11 protein-coding genes are annotated in these 21,201 nt (G+C 48.0%); all 11 read right to left on the reverse strand.

Going from position 1 to position 21,201, the window contains the following annotated elements; all coding sequences use genetic code 11:
• Nucleotides 1-2 precede the first annotated feature (2 nt).
• The 11 genes from ACEW9O_RS19545 to ACEW9O_RS19595 all read right to left on the reverse strand — a co-directional run bounded on the left by ACEW9O_RS19545 (nucleotide 3) and on the right by ACEW9O_RS19595 (nucleotide 21,201).
• Entirely contained in the window at nucleotides 3-3,320 is a 3,318-nt protein-coding gene (locus ACEW9O_RS19545; RefSeq protein WP_373551879.1) for an endo-1,4-beta-xylanase, read from the reverse strand.
• Between the two features lie 5 nt (nucleotides 3,321-3,325).
• Nucleotides 3,326-5,269: a right-handed parallel beta-helix repeat-containing protein gene (locus ACEW9O_RS19550; protein ID WP_373551880.1), complete on the reverse strand. Its 1,944-nt coding sequence runs from the start codon at nucleotides 5,267-5,269 to the stop codon at nucleotides 3,326-3,328.
• Between the two features lie 35 nt (nucleotides 5,270-5,304).
• A complete protein-coding gene (locus ACEW9O_RS19555) occupies nucleotides 5,305-6,678 on the reverse strand; it encodes a right-handed parallel beta-helix repeat-containing protein (protein ID WP_373551881.1) in 1,374 nt (457 codons plus the stop codon).
• A gap of 17 nt (nucleotides 6,679-6,695) precedes the next feature.
• Nucleotides 6,696-7,985 (reverse strand): polysaccharide pyruvyl transferase family protein, encoded by a 1,290-nt coding sequence (locus ACEW9O_RS19560; protein WP_373551882.1) that lies wholly within the window; start codon nucleotides 7,983-7,985, stop codon nucleotides 6,696-6,698.
• Nucleotides 7,986-8,019: 34 nt separating this feature from the next.
• On the reverse strand, nucleotides 8,020-9,192 hold the full coding sequence (locus ACEW9O_RS19565) for an acetylxylan esterase (protein ID WP_373551883.1): 1,173 nt from the start codon (nucleotides 9,190-9,192) through the stop codon (nucleotides 8,020-8,022).
• A 113-nt stretch (nucleotides 9,193-9,305) separates the two neighbouring features.
• Nucleotides 9,306-11,048, reverse strand: a complete 1,743-nt coding sequence (locus ACEW9O_RS19570; RefSeq protein ID WP_373551884.1) for a RagB/SusD family nutrient uptake outer membrane protein — start codon at nucleotides 11,046-11,048, stop codon at nucleotides 9,306-9,308.
• Between the two features lie 20 nt (nucleotides 11,049-11,068).
• On the reverse strand, nucleotides 11,069-13,915 hold the full coding sequence (locus ACEW9O_RS19575) for a SusC/RagA family TonB-linked outer membrane protein (protein WP_373551885.1): 2,847 nt from the start codon (nucleotides 13,913-13,915) through the stop codon (nucleotides 11,069-11,071).
• 83 nt (nucleotides 13,916-13,998) lie between these two features.
• Nucleotides 13,999-15,777, reverse strand: a complete 1,779-nt coding sequence (locus ACEW9O_RS19580) for a RagB/SusD family nutrient uptake outer membrane protein (protein ID WP_373551886.1) — start codon at nucleotides 15,775-15,777, stop codon at nucleotides 13,999-14,001.
• A 10-nt stretch (nucleotides 15,778-15,787) separates the two neighbouring features.
• Complete coding sequence (locus tag ACEW9O_RS19585; RefSeq protein WP_373551887.1) at nucleotides 15,788-19,240, reverse strand: TonB-dependent receptor; 3,453 nt, start codon at nucleotides 19,238-19,240, stop codon at nucleotides 15,788-15,790.
• A 158-nt stretch (nucleotides 19,241-19,398) separates the two neighbouring features.
• The gene (locus tag ACEW9O_RS19590) at nucleotides 19,399-20,508 is read right to left on the reverse strand and encodes a FecR family protein (protein ID WP_373551888.1); all 1,110 of its coding nucleotides are present in this window, start codon (nucleotides 20,506-20,508) and stop codon (nucleotides 19,399-19,401) included.
• A gap of 111 nt (nucleotides 20,509-20,619) precedes the next feature.
• Nucleotides 20,620-21,201, reverse strand: coding sequence for an RNA polymerase sigma factor (locus ACEW9O_RS19595; RefSeq protein ID WP_373551889.1), 582 nt, complete (start codon nucleotides 21,199-21,201; stop codon nucleotides 20,620-20,622).

Below are 21,201 nucleotides of genomic sequence, written 5' to 3' on the forward strand. Positions count from 1 at the left end.
GATTATTTGCAAATGAATGTTTGGGAATTGACTGCTTTTTTGCGGAGATGCATGCTCAAGGTTTGTTTGTTTCCATCGGGTTTAGTGATGGTCACTTGATAGTTGCCGTAAAAGCCCCGGAAGTTTACCTCTCCGGTTTTATCCGTGGTCAGGCTGAGGTTTTTGGTCATCCAGTCTTCTTTGATGAGCTTCAGCAGGCGGGTGTAAACAGGTTTTGGGTTAAAATCTTTGTCCAACAAACCGCCTCCTTTCAACCAAATCATCCGATCGGATAACCCCCACCAATGGATCGAAACCATGGAGGGGTGACCAAAAGCCAGGGTATAAAATTGTTCGGCAAATTCGGCTTGAGCTTCCTCGGTCCATACTCCTTCGCGCCAGCCTCCGGTGATGGCCTTGCCCGAGGATTGTGGAATAAACTCGGTGATGTGCAAAGGCAGGTTCAGTTCCTGGTATTTATCGAAAGTAGCTTGGATTTCTACCGGAGAAAACCACATTTCGCGGGGTTCATGGGCTTGAATGCCAATCCCGGTCACGGGTGCATTGCGTTGTTGTAGGGTTTTGAGCAATTGATAAAATTTCTCGCGGACGCTCGGTTTGGCGATTACGTAAAATTCGTTGAGGATAAAATCACCCACAGGGTCCGCTTCTTTGGCCCATCGATAGGAGTTTTCGACCCAGGGAATGGTTTCTTCCAGGGTAATGTCCTTCACATTGTACCGGCTTCCTTCATCGATCTTGCTTTCGCCAAAAATGGAGTCCTGGAGTGCTTTTTCCCAAGGAACGGTTGTGACGGGCTCGTTCACCACATCCCACATGTGGATTTGGTTTTTGAAACCTCCAACCAGGTTATGAATGCGGCCTTTGTACAAATCGGTCGCCATTGCATGGGGGAGTTTCAAAAGCCAGGCTGGGGTACCCGACATATTGGTCCATCCGATGGTATGTCCTTTGGGGGTTACGCCGTTTTGTTTGCACCAGTCGAGTTTTTGCTGTAATTTTTGCCATTCGGGTTTTCCTTGTACCGGCTCATAAGGGCCCCATTTGACGGTCAATTCCGTGAAATTGAACAAGGCAGTGAAGCGGTCTTGGAATTTTTTGACCTCTTCGGGCGTCAGCCGGGGGCTGAACATTTCTTCACTGAGGTTGCCAAACAAAAAATCCTGGCTCACCTGATTGATTTCCACTTTGGCATTTTTCAGGGGTTTGCCCGCTGCATCTACAAAAACCAGGGCTGCGTCGCCCTTGCGGTGAGATTCGATGTTTTGCCGGGCTTTGGCCAGGTGTTCTTTTTCCAAAGCGGCTTTTTTAGCGGTCTCGGCTTCGGTTTGACCGGCAAAAGTGAACCCAGACTTGAGTGCTTCAACTGCTTGCTTACTTGCTTGCGTTGCCCCCTTGGCAAGTAGACGATCTGGATCACCCGGAGTGGCCTTGATGTTCAAAATTGAATGGCTGTTTGCGGGTGTTTTTACCCGGAAAACAATTCGACTGAGTCCTGGATTGTCAGAGTCTTGTAGGTTCTTGGCTTTCGAAATGTCTTCGATTAATATTTCAGGTGCTGATTTTGCACCCGAGGCCTCCACTTTGATGCTCAAAAATTTTCCATCCTGTTCGAGCAAAATACCATCAGGTTTAAGCATTGCTTTTGCTTTGGTCAACCATTGAAAAGAGGCTTCGACAGGATTGGTACTCGTAGTCCATTGATCCTCAATGCTGATGGAGCGGTCGGGTAGCATTTTCACGGTTCGGCTTACCTGATCAACTTTTGATTTATAGAGGGAACTCAGGTCGAGCACATTGCCCATGGTCCCATTGTCAGCGGGTAATTCCTGGATTGTCCCAAATCCGCTGATGTCTTGCCGGGCGGTATCAAAACGCAGAATATTGTGCCCTTCGGGGCCACAGCGGAACGTAGACCAGCGATTACTTTGTTGGCTATAGTTCCACAAATCGAGTTTTGCGGCACGCATTTTATTGTAATTCTCGGTTCCCAAATCGAGTGCCCAGCGTACTCCATCGGCCTCGAGGATAAAACTGCCCACGTCCATGTGCCCATGAGAGTTATTGGGCGTGCCTCCTTTGATGGCAAGATAGGTCGCATTGGGGTCGTTCCAGGCGGATCGCATGACCCCAATGGGGAGGCCACCTTTGGCCGTCCAGTGTAAGGGCGCGAAACTTGTATGGCCTTTTTGCAGTAAAGCAGGTTCCCACCATAGTATTTCGAGGGGGAAGTGACGACTTTGTTCTACTTTTTTTCCCGGTTTGGCATTTTGGCCCGTAGCGTTTTTTTCGTGCAAGCGGCTTAAATCGCTCAATTCATCCTGGATGAGGTCTGAACGTTTCAACTCGCGGCCAAACCAGAACATGACCGGTTCGTTCAGGTTTTCGACATGGTAATCGGAATAATTGAAATCCTGACCCGTGGCACCAACCATTTGATTGTTGTAATCGGCGGTTTTTAAGAATCCGGGGATTTTTTCCAGCTCACAACTACTTCCCAATGCGCTGCGCAAAGCTTCAATCGCAATGACGTAAAAACTGGTTCCATACGACCAATAACTAGGCCCTTCCGAAGACGCGCCATCGGGGCTGTAGTCGGCACCCGCAAAAGGAATGTACTTGATCGAACGTTCCACAATTTGACGCGCCAATTCGGGTTCAGTTTCGTAGATGGCCAATGCACCTACCAGAAGTCCTCCATTGCATACCGGATTCCAGTTGAAATTTCCGTTTAACCAGCTGGTATTGTTGTTGCTTTCTTTTACATTCAGGGATGGGACAATGCCTTTTTTGACAATTGCCTGGCTTATTTTTGCTCTTTCCGCAGCGGAAAGAGCATTGTACAACCAGTCCAATCCAACTGCGGCGGCCAGAGTTGCCTCGCCTACGTCCAGAAAGTGACTGGGGCACCAGTCGGGTAACTCCACGAGCTGCATCAACTCTGCCTTGGCCCGTTCCAAATAACGTTTGTCCCCAAATACCCGATAGCTCAGGCTCAAAGTCAGGATTCGTCCTTGCACGTTGCGCACTGCACCAAATTTGAATCCCTCCGTTGGATAGACAATTTTATCGGCCAACAAGGTCTTTTCCGCATCCTGTTTCAGGAGCAGCAAAAGTGTTTTGGATACCGAATCCTTTTGCAATTTCAAAGCAGCAATCCGGGCATCGTTGGCAAATAAGCGGGGATGCGCCGGGAGTTTTTGCCATTGGGCAGCGCTTATACAGCTTGCAGGTGTAGCCTGTTGTGGAATCAGCGCTTGGGCACTTGCCAGCGCAAAAGAGGAACCCAGGACCAGCAGGAATAGCAGAAAACGTTTCATTTTTTTCATCGTTGGGTGGTATAAGCACCACAAGTTGTGCCGATTTTTTGCTCAGGAATAGGTTTACCCAATACGTCAATGAGTGGTAGGCTTTCAAAGGCGGTTTTCCCCGCATTGATGGCCGGGCTACCTGCTTTTAGGCGAAAATTGGCCAATTTTGGATCGAGCGAAGGGTTTTCAAAAAGTGGATTTGCCACCAAGTCATTGGTGCCGGGAAGGTTGGGCTGGATGCCTCCAAAATAGAGGTTGTTGATTCTTTCAATGTTGGAAGTGTTTCGATCCGCTTTTCCAATGATCCAAAAATCGAGCGGTCGATCGGGTTGCGCCACGACGATATTGTTGATTACCCGAATGTCTTTGCAATAATCGAATCCCAGGTTGCCCCATTTCAATTCGGGCGTTATCCCGTTGTGGTACAAGGTATTGTTGACCACATCGATGCGGTAGCTGCCCCACATCTGAATGCCACCGCCGCCGTTGCCATACACCAGATTGCTTTGAACAAGCGTACGCCCGAGATAGGCATCGGGGTGCAGGTACTCTTCACAATTGGCATCAAAGAGCATTCCGTTGCCGTTGTAAATCTTGTGTGGCCCGGTCTTTTTGTACACTTTGCATTGGTTGCCATAGGCCTGGTTTCCGCGCACCAGAATTTTGGTGACGTTATCCACCTTGTCAAAATCGGCATAGTGCATCAAGGAAAACCCAGACATGGCCCAATGAACCGAGGTAAAACAGTTGTACCTCAAGATGTTATTTTCAAGGGTCAACCAATCGGTATAATCGCCATAAATGCCATCGGCACCACAATACTCCGCGATACAATCGGCCACCCGAATGTGGTGGTACATCCTGACGGGAGAAAAACTTCCATCAATGTACACGCCAGTGGTTTCGGTAGCCGGAGTAGAAGTGCCCAATTCCGGGGAATTTTGTTTGAGCAGTTCTTCACTGTTGCCCTTGAAGTGCAAACCACGTACTTCGAGGTAAGCCAAAACCGGAGCCAGGGTTGCAGTGCGTGCGGTACCTTGGGCGATGCGCACGCCGTCTTTGCCGTGACACAAAATGACTGGCTGATGACCAGGATAATTCTTCAAGGTAATCCAGGCGGATGGGCTTCCCGCGCGTACAAAATTGGCTACGGCAGGTAGTTGGGTTTTGTCATCCGCCTTGTAGTTGCCATTCATCAGCAAAATGATGTCGCCCGGCTGAGCAAGGTTCAAGGCTGCCTGGGGGCTAGCTAAAGCGGTGTTTTCGGTACGGCCATTATTGCCATCTTTGCCCGTGGGGCTGACATAATAAGCAGGGGGAGCGTAGGAAAAGTTGTCAATCTGGAGTTCGTATTTCGTGCTTGAAACTTCATCCTTTGGCAATCCGGCAATGGTAAAACTAACCTGCACAAAAGGGTCTTTGGGGTTGAATTTACCGTCTCCGTAAGCTTGCATGCTCGACAGTTCAAAAGCAGCACGTAAAAAATGTCGGCTGGTTGCCGGGTAAACCCTTGTTTCCAAACCACCCGTACGTTTTTTATTGGGGTCAAAGGATTCTATTCGCACCACAATGGGACGCAGTGAAGTAACAGCATGATCAAAACTGAGGGTGAGTTTTCCCAGGTTGGTTTCGCTGTTTTTGGCAGGAAGTAATCCCGAGTGCAGGGTGGCCGACCATTCTTTTAGCGACCCCGTGTTTTCCACCAACAATTGTAATCCATCCGAGGCGATGGTGGTGTTCGCCACGTCGATCATCCCATATTTGCCCCAGGTAGCCTTTGCCACCAGCGTCGAATGGCTGGCACTTGCCGAAAGGTCATTCCATTTTTCCTCGGGGCGGTAATCTTTGAACCAGGGTTGTTCCCGGTTAAAATCGGTAGCAATAATGGTTTGTGCATGGATGTTTCCCATTGCTGAACCCATCAATCCCAGAATCAGTGCAATTTTTAGGCGTTTCATTTGCTCAGATTTTGACGCTTACCAAACTTATACCATTATTGTTCATAGCAGCCCCGGTCTCTACCCACATCCAGCCGCTTTTTCTTTTGCAGATCGCTTGGCTGAGCTACATCTTTCGATCCACTCTGCAAGGCCTTACTGCCTTTTTGCAACCTGAAATCAGCCAACAAAATATCGGTGTGAACTTTGATGAATTGTGGCTCGGCAACAATGTCATTTGGCCCAACGAAAACCTCCTGCGCCGCAGGATACAAGTTGTAATCCCAGCGAATGTTGGTGTTTTTGTTGTTGGAGGTAACCTTGCCGCCAGGGCGAGGAACAATGATGTTGTTCAAAATCACAATGTCGTCGGAGCGGTTGGGGAACAACTCTTGGTAGCCCACAATTTGTCCGTTCCAATAAGTGGTATTGTTGATGATGTCCACATGGCTGGTGCGAAAGGTATGGATACCCGAGCCGCCATTGAATGCACTGAGGTTGTTGGCAATCAAAGCTCGCCCCTTCCACTCGGGGCGTTTGGGTTTTTCAGGATCAGTAGTAGCGGGAACAGTAGTTGGTTTTTCAGTAGGTTTGACCACTGCATCGGCATTGGGATTGGTCGCACCCTGGGTCTGGTTTTGATCGGTAACATCCAGAATAATACCGTTGCCATCACTCAGCTTTCCAGTTCTTTCCCAAGGCACCAGCGTCTTATTGTTCCAGACTACATTGCGTTGGATGACAATGTGGTAGCCTGGCGCATCGTCGAAAGCCCAATTGTTGAGGGTCGTGATACCGGATCCGGCGTAGCGCATGAACCAGGCATTCTCATACACTTTACAATCCTCAACGGTTAAGTAGTCGATTTCGATGGCTGCGATTCCGCCACCCGGGCATTTGCTCACCGTACAATTGCGCACGATGAGGTGGTGGGGTTTTTCACTGGGTTTGTTGTTGCGGCCATTGAAAAAAATGCCATTGGTGTTGTAATAAGGATCGGGAGGGCTTTTTTTGGCGTCTTCCAGTGCCTGGAGCAAGACGATGGAATCGTTGCTGCCGATGACCGCAAGTCCGTCCAAAATATGATAAGATCCAGAAATTTGAATCCCGGCCCAACCAATTGGTCGGATTTCCGGACGATGTCCCGGACGGGCTTTCCAGGTGATCCAGGCATCCGCTTTCCCGGAACGAGTAATGGACAAGACGGCACTGCCATTGGATTTGTCGGAATTGGTGTACGTACCGTTGCCCACGATCACTACATCACCGGGTTCCACTACATCAGCGGCTTTTTGCAAGCTGCGGAAAGCGGTTTCTGGAGATTTGCCGTCGTTTGTATCGTTGCCAGTGCCGGAAACGTGCCAAACCTGGGCGAAGGTTTGAAAGTTGATTGACAACAACAAAAGGAAGATGTGTAGTAGATGCTTCATGATGGTGATTTTGACAACTATTTGGATTGTTTTGCCAGCATTTTCCGAATCTTGCTCGTGCTTTCCCGGTAGATTTTTTCCACTTTGTTCATGCTGGTTTTGAGTTTTGACTGCGCCTTTCCATAATCCTGCCATACAGCACGAAGTTGGTCGGTGATCTGTTTCCCGCTGGTTTGATCAATTTCAAAAGTCCAGTCATCAAAGCCCAGGTCGTAATACATTTGGCCTTTGATGGTGTCTTCCGGTTGGCGCAGGTAAAAACAAGGCGTACCATTGGCCGCTGCAATAATGGGCGAATGGCATTCGAAGCTCAAGACCGTGTGGGCTTTTTGATAAACTGAGGCAGCTTCATCGGGTAGCCAATAGCCGCGTTTTACTACGAAGGGTTTTACGTCCGCTGGAAGGGGATCGATCAACAGTTCGTCCATGAGGGCCACTTCATAAGTCATTTCGGGGCAGACCAATACTTTGTTGCCCGTTTCGCGCACCCAGGCGATCATGGCTTCGCGGAGTTTGGCGTGGTCAACTTCCTTGTACTTTGCGTTGGTCTCCTCTACCTGTTTGACCTTTTCTGCCGACCAGCCATTGTTGTTTGGATTGAATTGGTGGTAAGGGGTATAGCGCAGGCGTGGAATGGCGCATATGAATTTTTTGTCCTCCAATCCTTTTTCGCTTAAAAATTGATCCGCTTTTGCCAGGTCTTGAAGGTTGATGTAAAAAGTGGCATCGGGGGCAAATTGAATGTGTGATCCGGTAATGCCTACTTTTTTCAAATCTTCGATCGACTTGGTTTCACGGGTATAAATAAAAGCCGCTTTTTTCAGGATGCTTTGATGGTATTCACTGGGTGCCTGGAGTGTAGTACCAAAAACGCCAAAGGGTTTGCTGGTGTGTTTCATCCAGCAGGCCAGGTTGTCGGCACCGACCAATAAGGGGCCAGAACCATGAATCATCAAGTCGGCTTCCTCAAAAGCACGCATGATTTCCGGGTTGCTTACATCTTTTTCCGCATTGACCCCGCCGTAGAGGATGTTTACTTTGGGGAAGTTGGTATTGAGTAGTTTTTTTACTTCAGCGCCATTGCTCTTTTTCCAGAGGATGATTTTAGCCTGCGGCAAAAACGTTTGCAGTACATGTAGCAAGCCGGGCGTATGCGCGATGTCACCGATGTTGACATCCTGCCAGCCTGAAACCAATAAAATGACTGGATTTTTCTTTCCTGTTGCAAATAAGCTGGTCAATGTAATGGGGATTAAAATACCCATACTAGCCAACGCTGTTTTTTCTAAAAATTCCTTTCTTTCCATGGTTTCAAGGATTGGTATTGAGTGAGTTGAAAGATCATTTTACAGGCACTGAGATAAAATCCATGAATCTTTCCCAGTCGTATAGGGTCAGGTTGTGGATGCCTGTGCGCAGATGGTAACCCAGGTTTGAGCTTTTTACAGGTACATTAACGGCGGGTTGTGTTGGGGCTGGAAGGGGTTTTAAGTTAAAAAGGTTAAATACGGGTTCCGCATATTTCAGGGAAAGGAATTCACCAACTGGGTCTGCCCACTTGTCTTCGGAAGCACTCGCCACATATACTGCCCGGGGTGCCATTAAGGCGATGAGCATGTGTTGGTCTATCGGCAAAGCGTTTATGTTGGAATTGAATTTTTTATAATTGTCACAAAACCAATGCGGGAAATTCGTATTGATGTCCAGTATTGTTTCCCCAATCAGGTGGCGCGACAATGCAGCTCCTGCCTCTCCGGCGTCATTGGAGATTACCGTGGCAAAACGTTGATCTTGCGCTCCAGCCCATAAGGCAGCTTTGCCCCCTCTGGAATGACCTACCACTGCAACTTTTGACCGATCTATATCGCGGTCTTTTTCAAAATAATCCATTACCCGGCTGGCACCCCAGGCCCAGGCACCAATTGTTTTCATCCCATTGCCCATGGTCATTTGTTCTGGATAAAGCCTGAGCACGCCCTCGTGGTAGGTTTCTTTATGGTCAATGGCTACATCACTGACATGAAATGCAGCAATGGCGTAACCCCTGGCGATGACTTCTTCTGCTGGCCAGAATTCACTTTTTAGGGTTCTGGTAGGGTCGGTATTGTCTTTCCCCCGGTGGTTGATCAGTAAAAAAACGGGGGCAGGTTTTGAAGTATTGGCGGGAATAAACAGCAAGAGATTGATGGTGACGGATTGCTTATTGCGGTAGACATCGATCTGGATTTCCTTTAATTTGGCCTTTCCGTTCATGGCCATATGCTCTTCTTTTTTCAGGTTGAAACGGATGCTGTCCACCTCTTTCGGAACTTGCCCATAGAGGTTGTCTTCAAACAATTGCAGGATTTCCGGGCGTCTTTTTTTTATCCACATTTTAGCATTGCGGATCCTTTTGCCTTGATTGCTGGTCAGTACTTCAGGGAGCATCAGGTCCTTTTTTTCAACTTTTGACTGTCCACTACCATTTAAACAGGCCAAAAGAAAAACCAGCGCAAACCAAGTTTTGTGTTTCATTTTGGGTGGATATACAGCCTAACTTAGCTGAAATGAACAAGAAAAGTGATGCCATCAAAAAAATCAATCCATTTTTTGATGGCACCATTTCCACTTTTATCACATTAGCACCGCTACCAAAGTGGATTTTGCACCAATGCGGAAGAAATGTTGATCTCTCCCTGTGGAATCGGGTAGAAATACATTTTGGGTTGAAAAACACGATTTTCCACCACCACGGGTTTGTAGGAAAACGTGGTGCCTGTTTTGGTGACTTCAACACCCCTAACGGCACCTCCCAATGCGGTGGGGGCAGTCATCCAGCGGCGTACATCCCAGGCCCGGTGGTCTTCAAAGGCAAATTCTATTCTTCGTTCATTGCGGATTTTTTCCCGCACCTCGGCTTGGCTTAAACCCGTGGGCAACAAGGGCATCAACACCCCGGGCCGGTTGCGTACCCGGTCGTAAAATGCTTTGATGTCGGCATTACCGGGGCTGTATTCATTCAAGGCTTCCGCGTAGTTCAACCATATTTCGGGCAAGCGGAAATAGATCCAGCTGTGCGCTGCAGTTTGGTTGGTTTGCAGGTTTAACCCTTCATTGACGTATTTTCTCAAGTAATACCCTGTTTTGGAAGCATTGGCAATTGGCTTTGCATCGCGTCCACCCGTAAATGTTTCCACATTTCTTTTCACACTGGCCACAGTTGAAAAAGAAGCATTATTGGTCACAATACTCAAGGCCAGGCGAGGGTCCCGAGCCGTTGCGCCGGTGGTAGCATAAGGATTGGCGGCATGATTGGGATTGCTCCAGTCGAATGGAATACTGGTCGTGGCATTCACTTTGATTTCGTAAGCGTCGACCAGATCCTGGGAAGGGGTAGTTCCACTCTGCCCGCGGTCAAAACCAATCGGGAAATTGGCTGCTTCAAAACCATTGGATGCCGAATTTCTGCGCGTAAAAATGATTTCATTGTTGTTGAACGCTCGGAACAAAGTGGAATAGTTGTTGAATAAGGCATAACCCGTTCCTGGCAAATCAATCAAAGCCTTGGCAGCATCAGCAGCGGCTTTCCAACGCGCAGCACGATCACCTGCGGGCAATGAAATCAATAGGGGATTGGGATAGCCACCCGCCCAAGACGGATTGTTGAACAACTCACTGGCGGCGTACAACAACACCCTAGACTTTAGGGCGAGCGCCGCCCCTTTGGTCGCCCGACCCAGGTCCGCCGCATTGGTCGCCGTGTAATTCAAGGGCAAATTGGTTGCTGCTGAATCACACTCACTGGTAATAAACTGGATGCACTCCTCCAGGGTATTGCGCTTAATGGAAGGAATATCGTCGGTAGTCAAGGCAGTGGTCATGATGGGGACTCCACCGTAACGTTTGATCAATTCAAAGTAGAAAAAAGCCCGCAAAAACCTGGCTTCGTACTTCCAGCGCTTGACTTCCGCCAATCTTGTGGTATACACCAGTTGCTGAGAAGGGGAAGGATCCAGGCGGAAGCGATCGAGATTCACCTCATCGGTGGACACCAGGAACACATTGGCCCGGCGGATGCCTCGGAAATGGGTGCCCCAAATGTTGTTGGGGTTGCTGATGGAATTCCAGCTGCCGTTGTTGAAGGTTTGTACCGTACTGGTTTCGTTGGTAAACTCTGCTTCATCGGTAGCGGCAGCCATCATGGCACCATCAATGTTTTGGAAACCTTCTTGTAACTCTGAATACACCGCATTCAAAAGATTACCCACATTGGTGTAGGATTCTTCAATTTGCTGCTTGTTCAAATCGGTAATGATTTCCCGCTCCAGCTCCTGACAGGAGACCAGTATAAAAAGGGCAAGCCCCCCCAATAGATGTATTTTTGATTTCATGACTTACACATTTGAATAGATTAAAATTGAACTCGTGCGCCTAAAGTGATGGTCCTTAAAGGCGGATAACCGCTCAAGGCTTCAGGGTCGCCAAACTCAATGTGATCCAGTGAAAAAAGATTGGTACCAGTAAGGAACACCCGGGCCTGCTGCAACTTATACTTGGTGATGAAGGTGCTGGGGAAAGCATAGCCCAACTCGGCACTGCGCAGTTTGATAAAGCTGCCATCGCGCTGGTAAAAAGAGGAGAAGCGGTAATTGTTCAGGTTGTTGTCGGCGGATAATCTGGGAAAAGTGGCGGTAGCCGCAGTGGCTGGAGTCCATCTTTCCAGGGCGATTTCCCCGGCTTGTCCATTGTTTTGAAAGGGCCTGAATTGACTGGCGCCGAGGTATGCTGTTCTACCACTGATGGCTTGAAAAACAAAATCCAGGTCAAAACCCTTGTACCGAAATCCTGAATGCAAGCCTAGGGTCAATTCGGGCAGGCCCGTATTGCCAATGGGCTGCGAATCGTTGCCATCAATGATGCCGTCGGGCACACCCAAGGGGCCTCCTACGTCTTCATACTTGATGTCGCCGGGCAATACCGCGATACCCACTGGCCGGGGGCTAGCGTTGATCTCGGCTTCATTTTGAAACAAACCCAAAGCCCGTAAGCCGTAAGGTTGGCCAATCCGGCGGCCTTCATTGACCAATCCTGGATTCAACTGGATGGTTTGTGCATTGTACACGATTTCATTCCGGGCGTAGAAGAGGTTCGCTTCGGCAAAAAAGTGAAAATCATTTTGGTCTTTGTTCCGGTAGCGCAAAACGGCTTCAAAACCCCGGTTGTTCACTTTGCCCTGGTTGATAAAAGGCAGATCAGTATAGCCCAACACCAAAGGAATGGAGCGGTTGGCAACGGCCAGAATATCGTAGCGATCTTGGTTGAATACGTCCAGTGAAAAATCCAGTTGATTGAAAAAAGTAGCTTCTATGCCGATATTGGTTTTTTTCTCCTTTTCCCAAGTTACGTCAGGATTGGCGAGTCTACCTTCGGCCAGTGAAAAGGCGTTGTTGTTGTTGGTACCCCGGTAATAAGAAGCAACGTTGGGGTAACGCTGATCAAACATAAACCGTTGGCCTCCAATTTCATCGTTGCCCACCAAACCGTAAGAGCCTCTGATTTTTAAAAAGCTAATCGCCTTGCTGTTTTTTAAAAATCCTTCGTTGGAAACAATCCAGCCCAAGGATGCTGCGGGGAAAAACCCGTAGCGTTTTTCGGGCGCATAGTTTTCCGAACCCATGTAGGAGCCAGAAAGTTCAACAATGTATTTTTCGTTGCCCACGTAGGTTATTCTGCTGGCTACCGCATTGTTCTTGTACGCCAGACTGAGGTTGGCGGCATCGGTACCCGCAAAAATATCGCTCTTGTTGATCGTAGAATTATCCGAGTTGAACATGGCCAAAGCACTGATCTCATGTTTGCCAAACACCCGCTCGTAATTCAAAAAAGCCTGAATGGCATAATTGCGGTATTGCCCCAAATTGGGTTCAGAACCCACAATGGAAGTCGTTTGTCCAAATTTGGTGTACACGGTATCGCCATCGACACTTTTGGAAATGGCAAAACGTTCGATGGTTTTGACCCGGTTTGAGCCAGAACTAAAATAAGTATTAAAACTGGCCGCCACCGCAGTACTCAAACCTTTGGTGATGGCACTCAAATCGTAATTGAGTCGGAAGGAAGATTGTAGGGTGCGGCCATTTGACTCGGCATAGCCCGTTTTTAACAAGTTGGCGTAAGGATTGGCATAGGTGGAATTTCCGCCAAAAGTACCATCGGGGTTGCGAACGGGAAAGGCATTGGGTGGAAGCGAAGCCAACAACCCAAAGGTACCCCCCGAGCTGAGCGCAGCAGGATTCGCCTTGTCCTCTACGGTGCCGCCCAACAACAAAGTTGCGGAGAGTCTTTTGGTCAACTTGACATCGATATTGGAGCGGAAATTGTAACGCGTGTACTTCGAGTTGCTGCTTTCATCATCCAGATCGCCAAAGTTTTTCAGCAACCCCTGGCTGCTGATGGAATTCAACAGTACAAAATATTTGGCGGTCTCATTACCCCCACGAAAGCTCAAATTGTAATTGGAAACCGGAGCTGTTTCGCGCAAAACTTCATCGAACCAGTTCACATTTGGCCTAAAATAAGGGTCGCTACCATTCTGATACGCTGCCAAATCCTCTGCGGTATACAAGGCTGGTTTTCCATCATTGGCCAATGCTTCGTTGTACAAAGTGGCGTAATTGTAGGAGTCTAAAAACTTAGGCAAGCTGCTAGCCTGGGTAAACCCCTGTTGGGTACTGAAATTGATGGTCAAAGGTGCTTCGCGGCCCCGTTTGGTGGTGATCAAGAGCACGCCATTCGCCGCCCTGCTGCCGTAGATTGCCGTTGCAGAAGCATCTTTCAACAGGGAGATTTCGTCTACTTCTTCGGGTACAAATTGGGTGAAGTCACCCAAAAAACCATCTACGATGATCAATAGGTTGTTGCCAGGACCATATGTGTTCACCCCTCGACCAGACAAAGAAGGCGAGTTGGCTCCAGGTTCATTGCCCCCTTGGTTGACGGTAAGCCCGGATAGGCGCCCGTACAAGGTGTTGGCAAAATTGGTGTTAAAAGTTTTTTGCAACTCACTCCCCTTGACGGTGGAAATGGCGCTGCTTATGATTTTAGACCGTTGTTTGGCGTAGCCAATCTGAGTAGTGGTCGGTATGTCCGAATTGACAACTACCACCGAATCTACGGCATTTTGTGCAACAGATGGTCTGCTCAGCCCTGCTATACACAGTGCTACAAGCAAGAGTTTATGGTAAAATTGTAACTTCATTGCGGATACGGTTAAGTAACAATTAGAAAAAAACTGGGGATTCAATTTTGCTTTATCGATGTATGAAACTTAAAACAGGTGCATTACTCCCAGCCCGGATTTTGAACCAGGTTACCTTTCAACACTTCGTTTAAATCAAAGGGATGCAGGTACATCTGCTTGTTGAAGGAGCGCGTCTCAATCACGTAGGGTACATAGCGGAAAGTGGTCGCGGTGAGTTTGGTGATTTTTACGCCCTGGATGGCGCCTTTCATCACGCCTTCTTCTTCGGCAATCAACCAGCGGCGGATGTCCCAAAACCGGTGATCCTCAAAAGCCAATTCGATGTCTCTTTCATTCCGTACCCGGATTCTGAATTCATCTTTGGAAAGCCCCGGAGGTAAATCGGGCATGCCCGATCGGGTGCGGATGGTATTGACGGCGGCATACGCTTCGGGAGTTGGCCCCTGAAATTCATTGATCGCCTCGGCATAGTTGAGGTAAAATTCATTCAAGCGGTACAATGCAATGGAAGGTACGACCGAGCCACCATTGGCGAGGCCTTCGGGAATGTGTTTCAGTACCCATGCGCCGCCAAAGCAGTTTTTTTCGTGTTTACCACCCGCAAAAGTTTCGATGATTGGATGTTCAGCGTTAAAACGCGCGCCATTGTAGCCCACGGTTTGTTTGAATCGTGGGTCCAATTCGTTGTACTTGGCCACCAGGTCATCTCCTCCCGCAGGTTCCCAGGTTTGGGGCAAACCGTCGGCCTTTTTTTCATATTTCCTTACAAAATTGAGCGTAGCGGTATTGCTCACCCAAAAGCTACCCATGGGTACCGGATAAAGGTGGTACCAAGGAAATCCAAATCGACTGGAAGAAGGGTAGGTCTTGTCGGCTATGATGATTTCTGCATTGTCCCGACGTTCCCAAGCTACCCGATAATTCCCCTGGGTTACCGTGGCGACCGCAGGATCGCGGTTAGCGGGTACATCGATCAGGGCAACTCCAGCTTCGGGCGCAGCATCCAAAACTGCTTGCGCGGCATCGGCGGCCAATTTCCAGCGATTGTTGTCGGCATTGCCATAACAGATTAACTTGTTGTCTGCCGCGTTGGCCATACTGATGAAGGGCGTACCGGTGTTGAACAAGGGGCTCGCGGCGTACAACAAAGTCCTCGACTTGAGGGCAAGTGCAGCCAATTTCGTCGCCCTGCCCCGTTGGGTAGGAGGATAACTTGCTGGCAAATTTGCCACGGCATCATCACAGTCTTTGAGGATAAAATTGACACATTCTTCCAGTGAAGCCCGGGATATTTTGGCTTCTTCCACAGTCACAAAACGTTTGTCGACAATTGGGAAACCGCCATACCGTTTGAGGGTTTCGAAGTTGTTCAAGGCCCGGATGAATTGGGCCTCACCTTTCACCTGTGTTTTGTAAGTGTCATCGGCATCAGGCACTTCGTCGATGCGCTCCAAAAGGATGTTGGCATTGCGAATGGCTTTCCAGCGACCGTGGTACTTGGAATCCTCATTGCCAATGATGTTGCCGGGAATGATACTCCCTGAATTCCATTGCTGGGCAAAGGGGAAGTTGGCTTCATTTTCACTCTCATCGGTTGCGCCCGATAAAGTACCCGCAAGCGATGAGGAAGCACCAGTGGGAGAACTGATTACGGCTGCATCACGGTTGGGAAAAATGGACACCATGCCATATTGGTAAAGGGTAGACACATAGGATTCCGCATTTTGCCGTGAGGTGAAAATGTTGTCCTCGGTGACATCAACCCCGGGAGCCTTGTCTAAAAAATCCTCAAGCTTGTTGCAGGAGAATCCTGCCCAAAAAATGCTAATGAGGACCGATATTTTGATGAAATTTTTCATGAATCGTGCTTTAAAAATTGACATTAATGCCGGTGTTAATGGTTCTTACCAGTGGGTAGGGCTCAAAATTGGTAGCAGTGGGTGGACTTTCCGGGTCAACCCCTGGGAACAAGCTACTCCAGGTGACCAGGTTGTTGCCATTCACAAATACTCGGATGGAACTGAACCCCACCTTCTTGAGCCGGGATCCACTAAACGTGTACCCCAATTCAGCGTTTTTCAAGCGGACGTAACTGGCATCCACGGTGAAAAAGTCGGAAGACTGGTAATTATTGGGCGCGCCACCATTGGTACCCAAGGAAAATCGGGGAAACACAATCGGTAAGCCAGCAGCATAACGCTCGGGCGTCCAGCTGTTGATCAGGTACTCAACGGCGCTAGCCGGATTGGCGTCATAAAAGGCTTGGGTATACCGGCGGGTATAATTGACCGAAACATTGTCTACCCCCTGAAACAGCACGGAAGCACTGAACCCTTTGAATTGCAAGACCACCGATAAGCCAAAAGTCTTTTCGGGTACTTGAGAAAACCCAATCGGCACTTCATCGTCAAAGTTGATTTTTCCGTCACCATTCACATCTTTGTAGCGGATATCTCCGGGCTGAATTTTGTTGTTTTGCCAGCCATACACTGGCCGTGAAGCATCGTTTACTTCATCCCAGGTATTAAAAAAGCCATCGCTGAGCAGGCCAAAATATTGGCCAAAACGATTGCCAGTGCGGAATTGATAAGGATAAGCGCGGTTTACTTCGTCCTGGAACAAGATCTCATTCCGGGCAAAAGAGTAGTTGGCCTTGATCTGGTAATTGAGCGCTCCGATTTTGTTGTTGAGGGTAAAATCAAACTCATAGCCCCGGTTTTGCATTTTCCCCAGGTTCTGAGGCGGAATGGCTACCCCAAATATGGAGGAAACCGTTTGGGGATTGGCGAGGATGTTGTCGCGGGTTTCTTCAAATAGATCGACGTTCAGGGTGATGTTCTTTTTCCAGAAGGTCATTTCTACACCCAGGTTGGTTTTTACGGCGCGTTCCCAAGTCAGATCAGCATTGCTGCCGCGACCTTCCCGCGAGCCGGCCAGTACGTTGTAAGAAGAGCCCACTTCACCAAAGCGGGAGCCACCCGTGAAGGTCCAGGCGGTGGGGCGGTACAGGAAGCGGTTGTTGGACGTAAGAAAACCCGAACCGATCTGGTCATTGCCCACTTCGCCGTATGATCCTCTAAACTTGAGCAAAGTCAAAAAATCGTTTTTTGGAAAAAAAGATTCTTCGGAGGCAACCCAACCCAATGAATACGCGGGGAAAAGGCCGAAACGATTGCCTGGTGCAAAGTTCTCAGTACCGTTGTAAGCAATGTTGATCTCGGCCAGGTAACGGCCTTGAAAATCGTAAGTTGCGCGACCTACATAACTCTGATAACCATTGGGAACCAGAAAGGTATAATTGGGGTCGATGCTTTTCAACTGGTTGTACAACAACAGCGCAGAAACGTTGTGGTTTTTGCCGATTTTTCGCTTGTAATCAAGTGCAAATTCCGCCGTGACCCGGCGATTTTTGCCAATCGTTTCCGAAAAACTATACGCCGCATCGTCGGTTTGTGGGAGGAAAGCCACCGAACCATCGGTATTTCTTAGCGGAATGTAATTGATAACCGTTGAGGTTGGTTTGCTGTTCAAAAACCGTTGACTGTTGAAATTCTGGTAAGATACAATGGCGTGGGTGCTCAAACCCTTGACAAAATCTTCCAAGTCATAGTCCAAACGGAAGGAACCGTTCAAAAAATTGCGGAACTCTCGTTGATACCCCGCCTGATATAAACTGCCGAGCGGATTACCACCTGCCGTGCTGAGCTGAATCAATTTCCCATCCACAATACCTGGTGAAACCGTAGGGTTGGCACGGGCGATGTTGTCAATCACGGTTTGGGTATTCAAGGCATTGCCCGTTCGAAATTCGTTTTGGGAAGAAACATCCAGTGCCGCTTTGAAGCGCTTGCTGATGTTGAAGTTCAGGTTGGAGCGGAAGTTGAAGCGTTTGAAACGGATGTTGGCATCGTACCCCGGAGAGAGGTTGGTGTTGTTAAACAAGCCTTCCTGGTTGAAATAACCCGTCGAGATGGCATACCGAACCTTATCCGTTCCTCCATTGACACTTAGGTTGTGCTGTTGCTGTGCCGATGTTTTTTTCAACATGACATCATACCAGTTCACGCTGGGAAAAAAAATCGGGTCTTCACCGGATTTGTATTTTGCCAGATCGGTCTGGGAATACCTTGGTGTGTAGTTGGCACCGGAGATGTAGGCGTCATTTTGTAAGGCCTGATTGAATGAATTGGCGTAATCAAAGCTGTTCATTTGCGCCCTTAAATCGGTAAAGGTGTTCGAGGCCTGGTTGAAGGTGTACGAGACCTTGGCAGGGCCAACCTTGCCCCGTTTGGTGGTAATGAGCAAGACCCCATTGGCCCCCCGGATGCCATACACTGCAGTGCTGGAAGCATCTTTGAGGATGGTGATGTTCTCAATTTCGTTGGGATCCAGGTTGTTGTAGTTGTCTACTTGGATGCCGTCTACCAGTACCAGGGGTTCCTGGCTGCCGTTGAAGGTACCTACGCCGCGGATTCTTAAGGTAGATTGATCATTTCCAGGTTCACCACTTGCTTGCGAAGCAAAGAGTCCGGGTAAGCGGCCTACCAAAGAGTTGCTGATGTTGGCAGCGGGTGATTCAACGAGCAGCTTTCCGGCCATCGAGGCCTGAGCTCCTGTGTTGGTGATTTTCTTCTGGATACCGTAGCCAACGATGACTACGTCTTCCAAAGATTTGGTATCTACCGCAAGGGTCATTTTGATGAACTCACGCCCATTGAGGGCAATTTCTTGCCTTTCAAAACCGATGTAGGACACGACCAATACCACGTTTAGGTCGGGTACTTCGAGAGAGAATTTTCCATCTTGATCAGTAACGGTGCCAATGTCGGTGCCGTTCACTTGTACCGTAGCACCCAGAACTGGCTCGCCTTTATCGTCAACAATTTCTCCGTTGACGGGAACGGTAATGGGCGCTAAATTTTCTGGAATAAGCTCACGCGGGGAAAGTTCAAGTTCTGACGAAGAGCGGTCGTCTTTGTTTACACTGCCCGATGCTGGTTGCTTGGCGCGTTTGATCACAATGTGGCGACCAGAGATTTGGTATGTCAACTGCAAAGGACTAAGCATTTTGTTTAGTACGGTTCCCAGTGGTTCTTTTTGAGCCACTATACTGATCTTCTTAGTGGAAGCAATACGACTGGAACTGTACATGAAACTGACATTCACTAGCGTTTCGATCTCCTCAAATACAAGTTTTACACTTTGATCACGTAAGTCCAACGTAATCCTTTGATTCAGTACGTCCTGGCCTTTAGTATCGTAGGCTAGGGCTATGCTGGAAAAGGTGACTGCCAAAGAGAATTGGATCAAACTTATTCTCATGATTGAAACCAGTAGATTTAGACAAAAAGTATTTCTTTTACCCATAATGAGCGTTTGATAAAAGTGAACAAAGTTGTTTTAGCCTGCTACCCTCTAAATGGGGGCTTTTGGAAAAACAACTCACTTTTATCAAAATTTTTTTTTGTCCGGCTTCTCAATCACATACATCCTTTTGAACTAAGGACGATTTGGGCATCGATTATTTCGTATTCCGCATCGATGCTGAGGCAAATTAATTTTATTTTTTCAAACAAGGGCTCATCGGCCAAGGAGGCAGTTAGTTTGCAGGAAGCCAGCAATTCTTCATCGTATACAATGTCTACTCCATAAGCTTGTTCCAAAAGTTGCAACACTTTGGACAAAGGCGCATCGTCAAATTCGAAGGATAAAAATTGGGCAGAACCCAAATCTTGGAGTGCGGGTTTTTGTATCAGTGCCTTGAACAGTTGGGCATCCGAGCGATTGTAATAAATCTGCTGATTGGGGGTCAATACCACGCCGTCCGTACTGCGTGTAACTGATTCAGCGGTTTGGATGCTGGCTTTCTGGTTGGAATAAACGGTCACTTTCCCCGTTTTGACCATCACCACTACCTTTTTGTCAGTAGCGTATGCCTTTACTGTGAAACTGGTGCCCAGCACTTTGGTGATGAGTTCGTTGGCGTATACAAAAAAGGGCTTTTCAGGGTTTTTGGCTACTTCAAAAAAAGCCTCCCCCGAGAGGTAAACTTCTCTTTGAGCCAGGCCATCGAAAGATTTGGGATAGCTCAAGCGGCTACCTTTTTTCAATAAAACGGAACTATTGTCACTCAATACCACCAGTTTGGGGCTGTTTTCAGCATTGTGTACTTCGATAAGCGCTTCGTCAGCTTGCGCTACCAAATCGTGATAAACCTGCTGCGCATCGGGGCCAAACGGATTGTACGGATTGGCGGTATAATACCAGGCCAATCCAACAATTAACAGCAATATCGCCGCAGCAGCGGACCAGTATGGCCTCAAAGCATGCAATGACTTGTATCTTTTTTGGATTGTTTGTTCTGGTTCTAAATCATTCAGAATACGTGATTTAAGCCTTTCTTTTTGTTGCTGATCAATTTGGTGCTGGGCCAATACCACCATATTTCTAGCTTGGGTAGCAATGGCCTTTTGCGTAGGATGTTCTTGAAAAAAGGCCTGCCAAAAGGCATCCCCATCCGCTGTTTTGGCCCAAGCTATGAATGCTTCATCCAGTAGAAAATCTTCAACCTTATAGTCTTTGTAATTCATAACGCCCGGTTCATTGATGACTCTGCTTGTGTACGGATTCAGGATTAACCTTGAATCACTATTGAATAAAGGGAATCTTTTACTTTTCAACTCGTTTTTTGGGAAAAACTTTTACCAAAGGAGCCAAAAAAGCAAGAATAAGGAAAAGGAGGCGCGCAGTTTGTGCAAAGCCCTGGTGATGATGTTGCGTACCGATTGCTCATTCATGCCCATGATGTCGGCAATTTCTCTGGTATCAAGATTGTCGAAAAAGCGCAAATGTACGGCCTGCAACTGGCGTTGGGGCAGTAATACTAAACCTTTGGAAAGAATCTGTTTGTATTCTTCGGATTGTTCCTGTGCAATCAGGTTCTCTTCGATGGAAGGAGCTGTATCCCTGGCTAAATTGGCAGTATCCACCAACCTCGAGAATACTGTTTCCTGATCCATCAAATGGCAAATCTTGCGTTGTAAGGCTCTAAATAGGTAATATTTGATCGAAGTGGTGTCACTCAAATTGGCCCGCATTCGCCACAATTCGACAAATAATTCGTGGATGGCGTCTTCCACTAAGGCTTTGTCTTTGGCGAAATAATAGCCATACGTAAACAGTGCCTCTACGTATTGCTCATAGATGCGGCCCAATGCGGCCTTGTCCCCCTGTTTAAAGGCTTCCCACAATGCCGATTCTTCAGTTTGTTTATGAACTTTCAT

The organism is Haliscomenobacter sp., from assembly GCF_041740695.1.
In the GTDB taxonomy this organism is placed as follows: Bacteria; Bacteroidota; Bacteroidia; order Chitinophagales; family Saprospiraceae; genus Haliscomenobacter.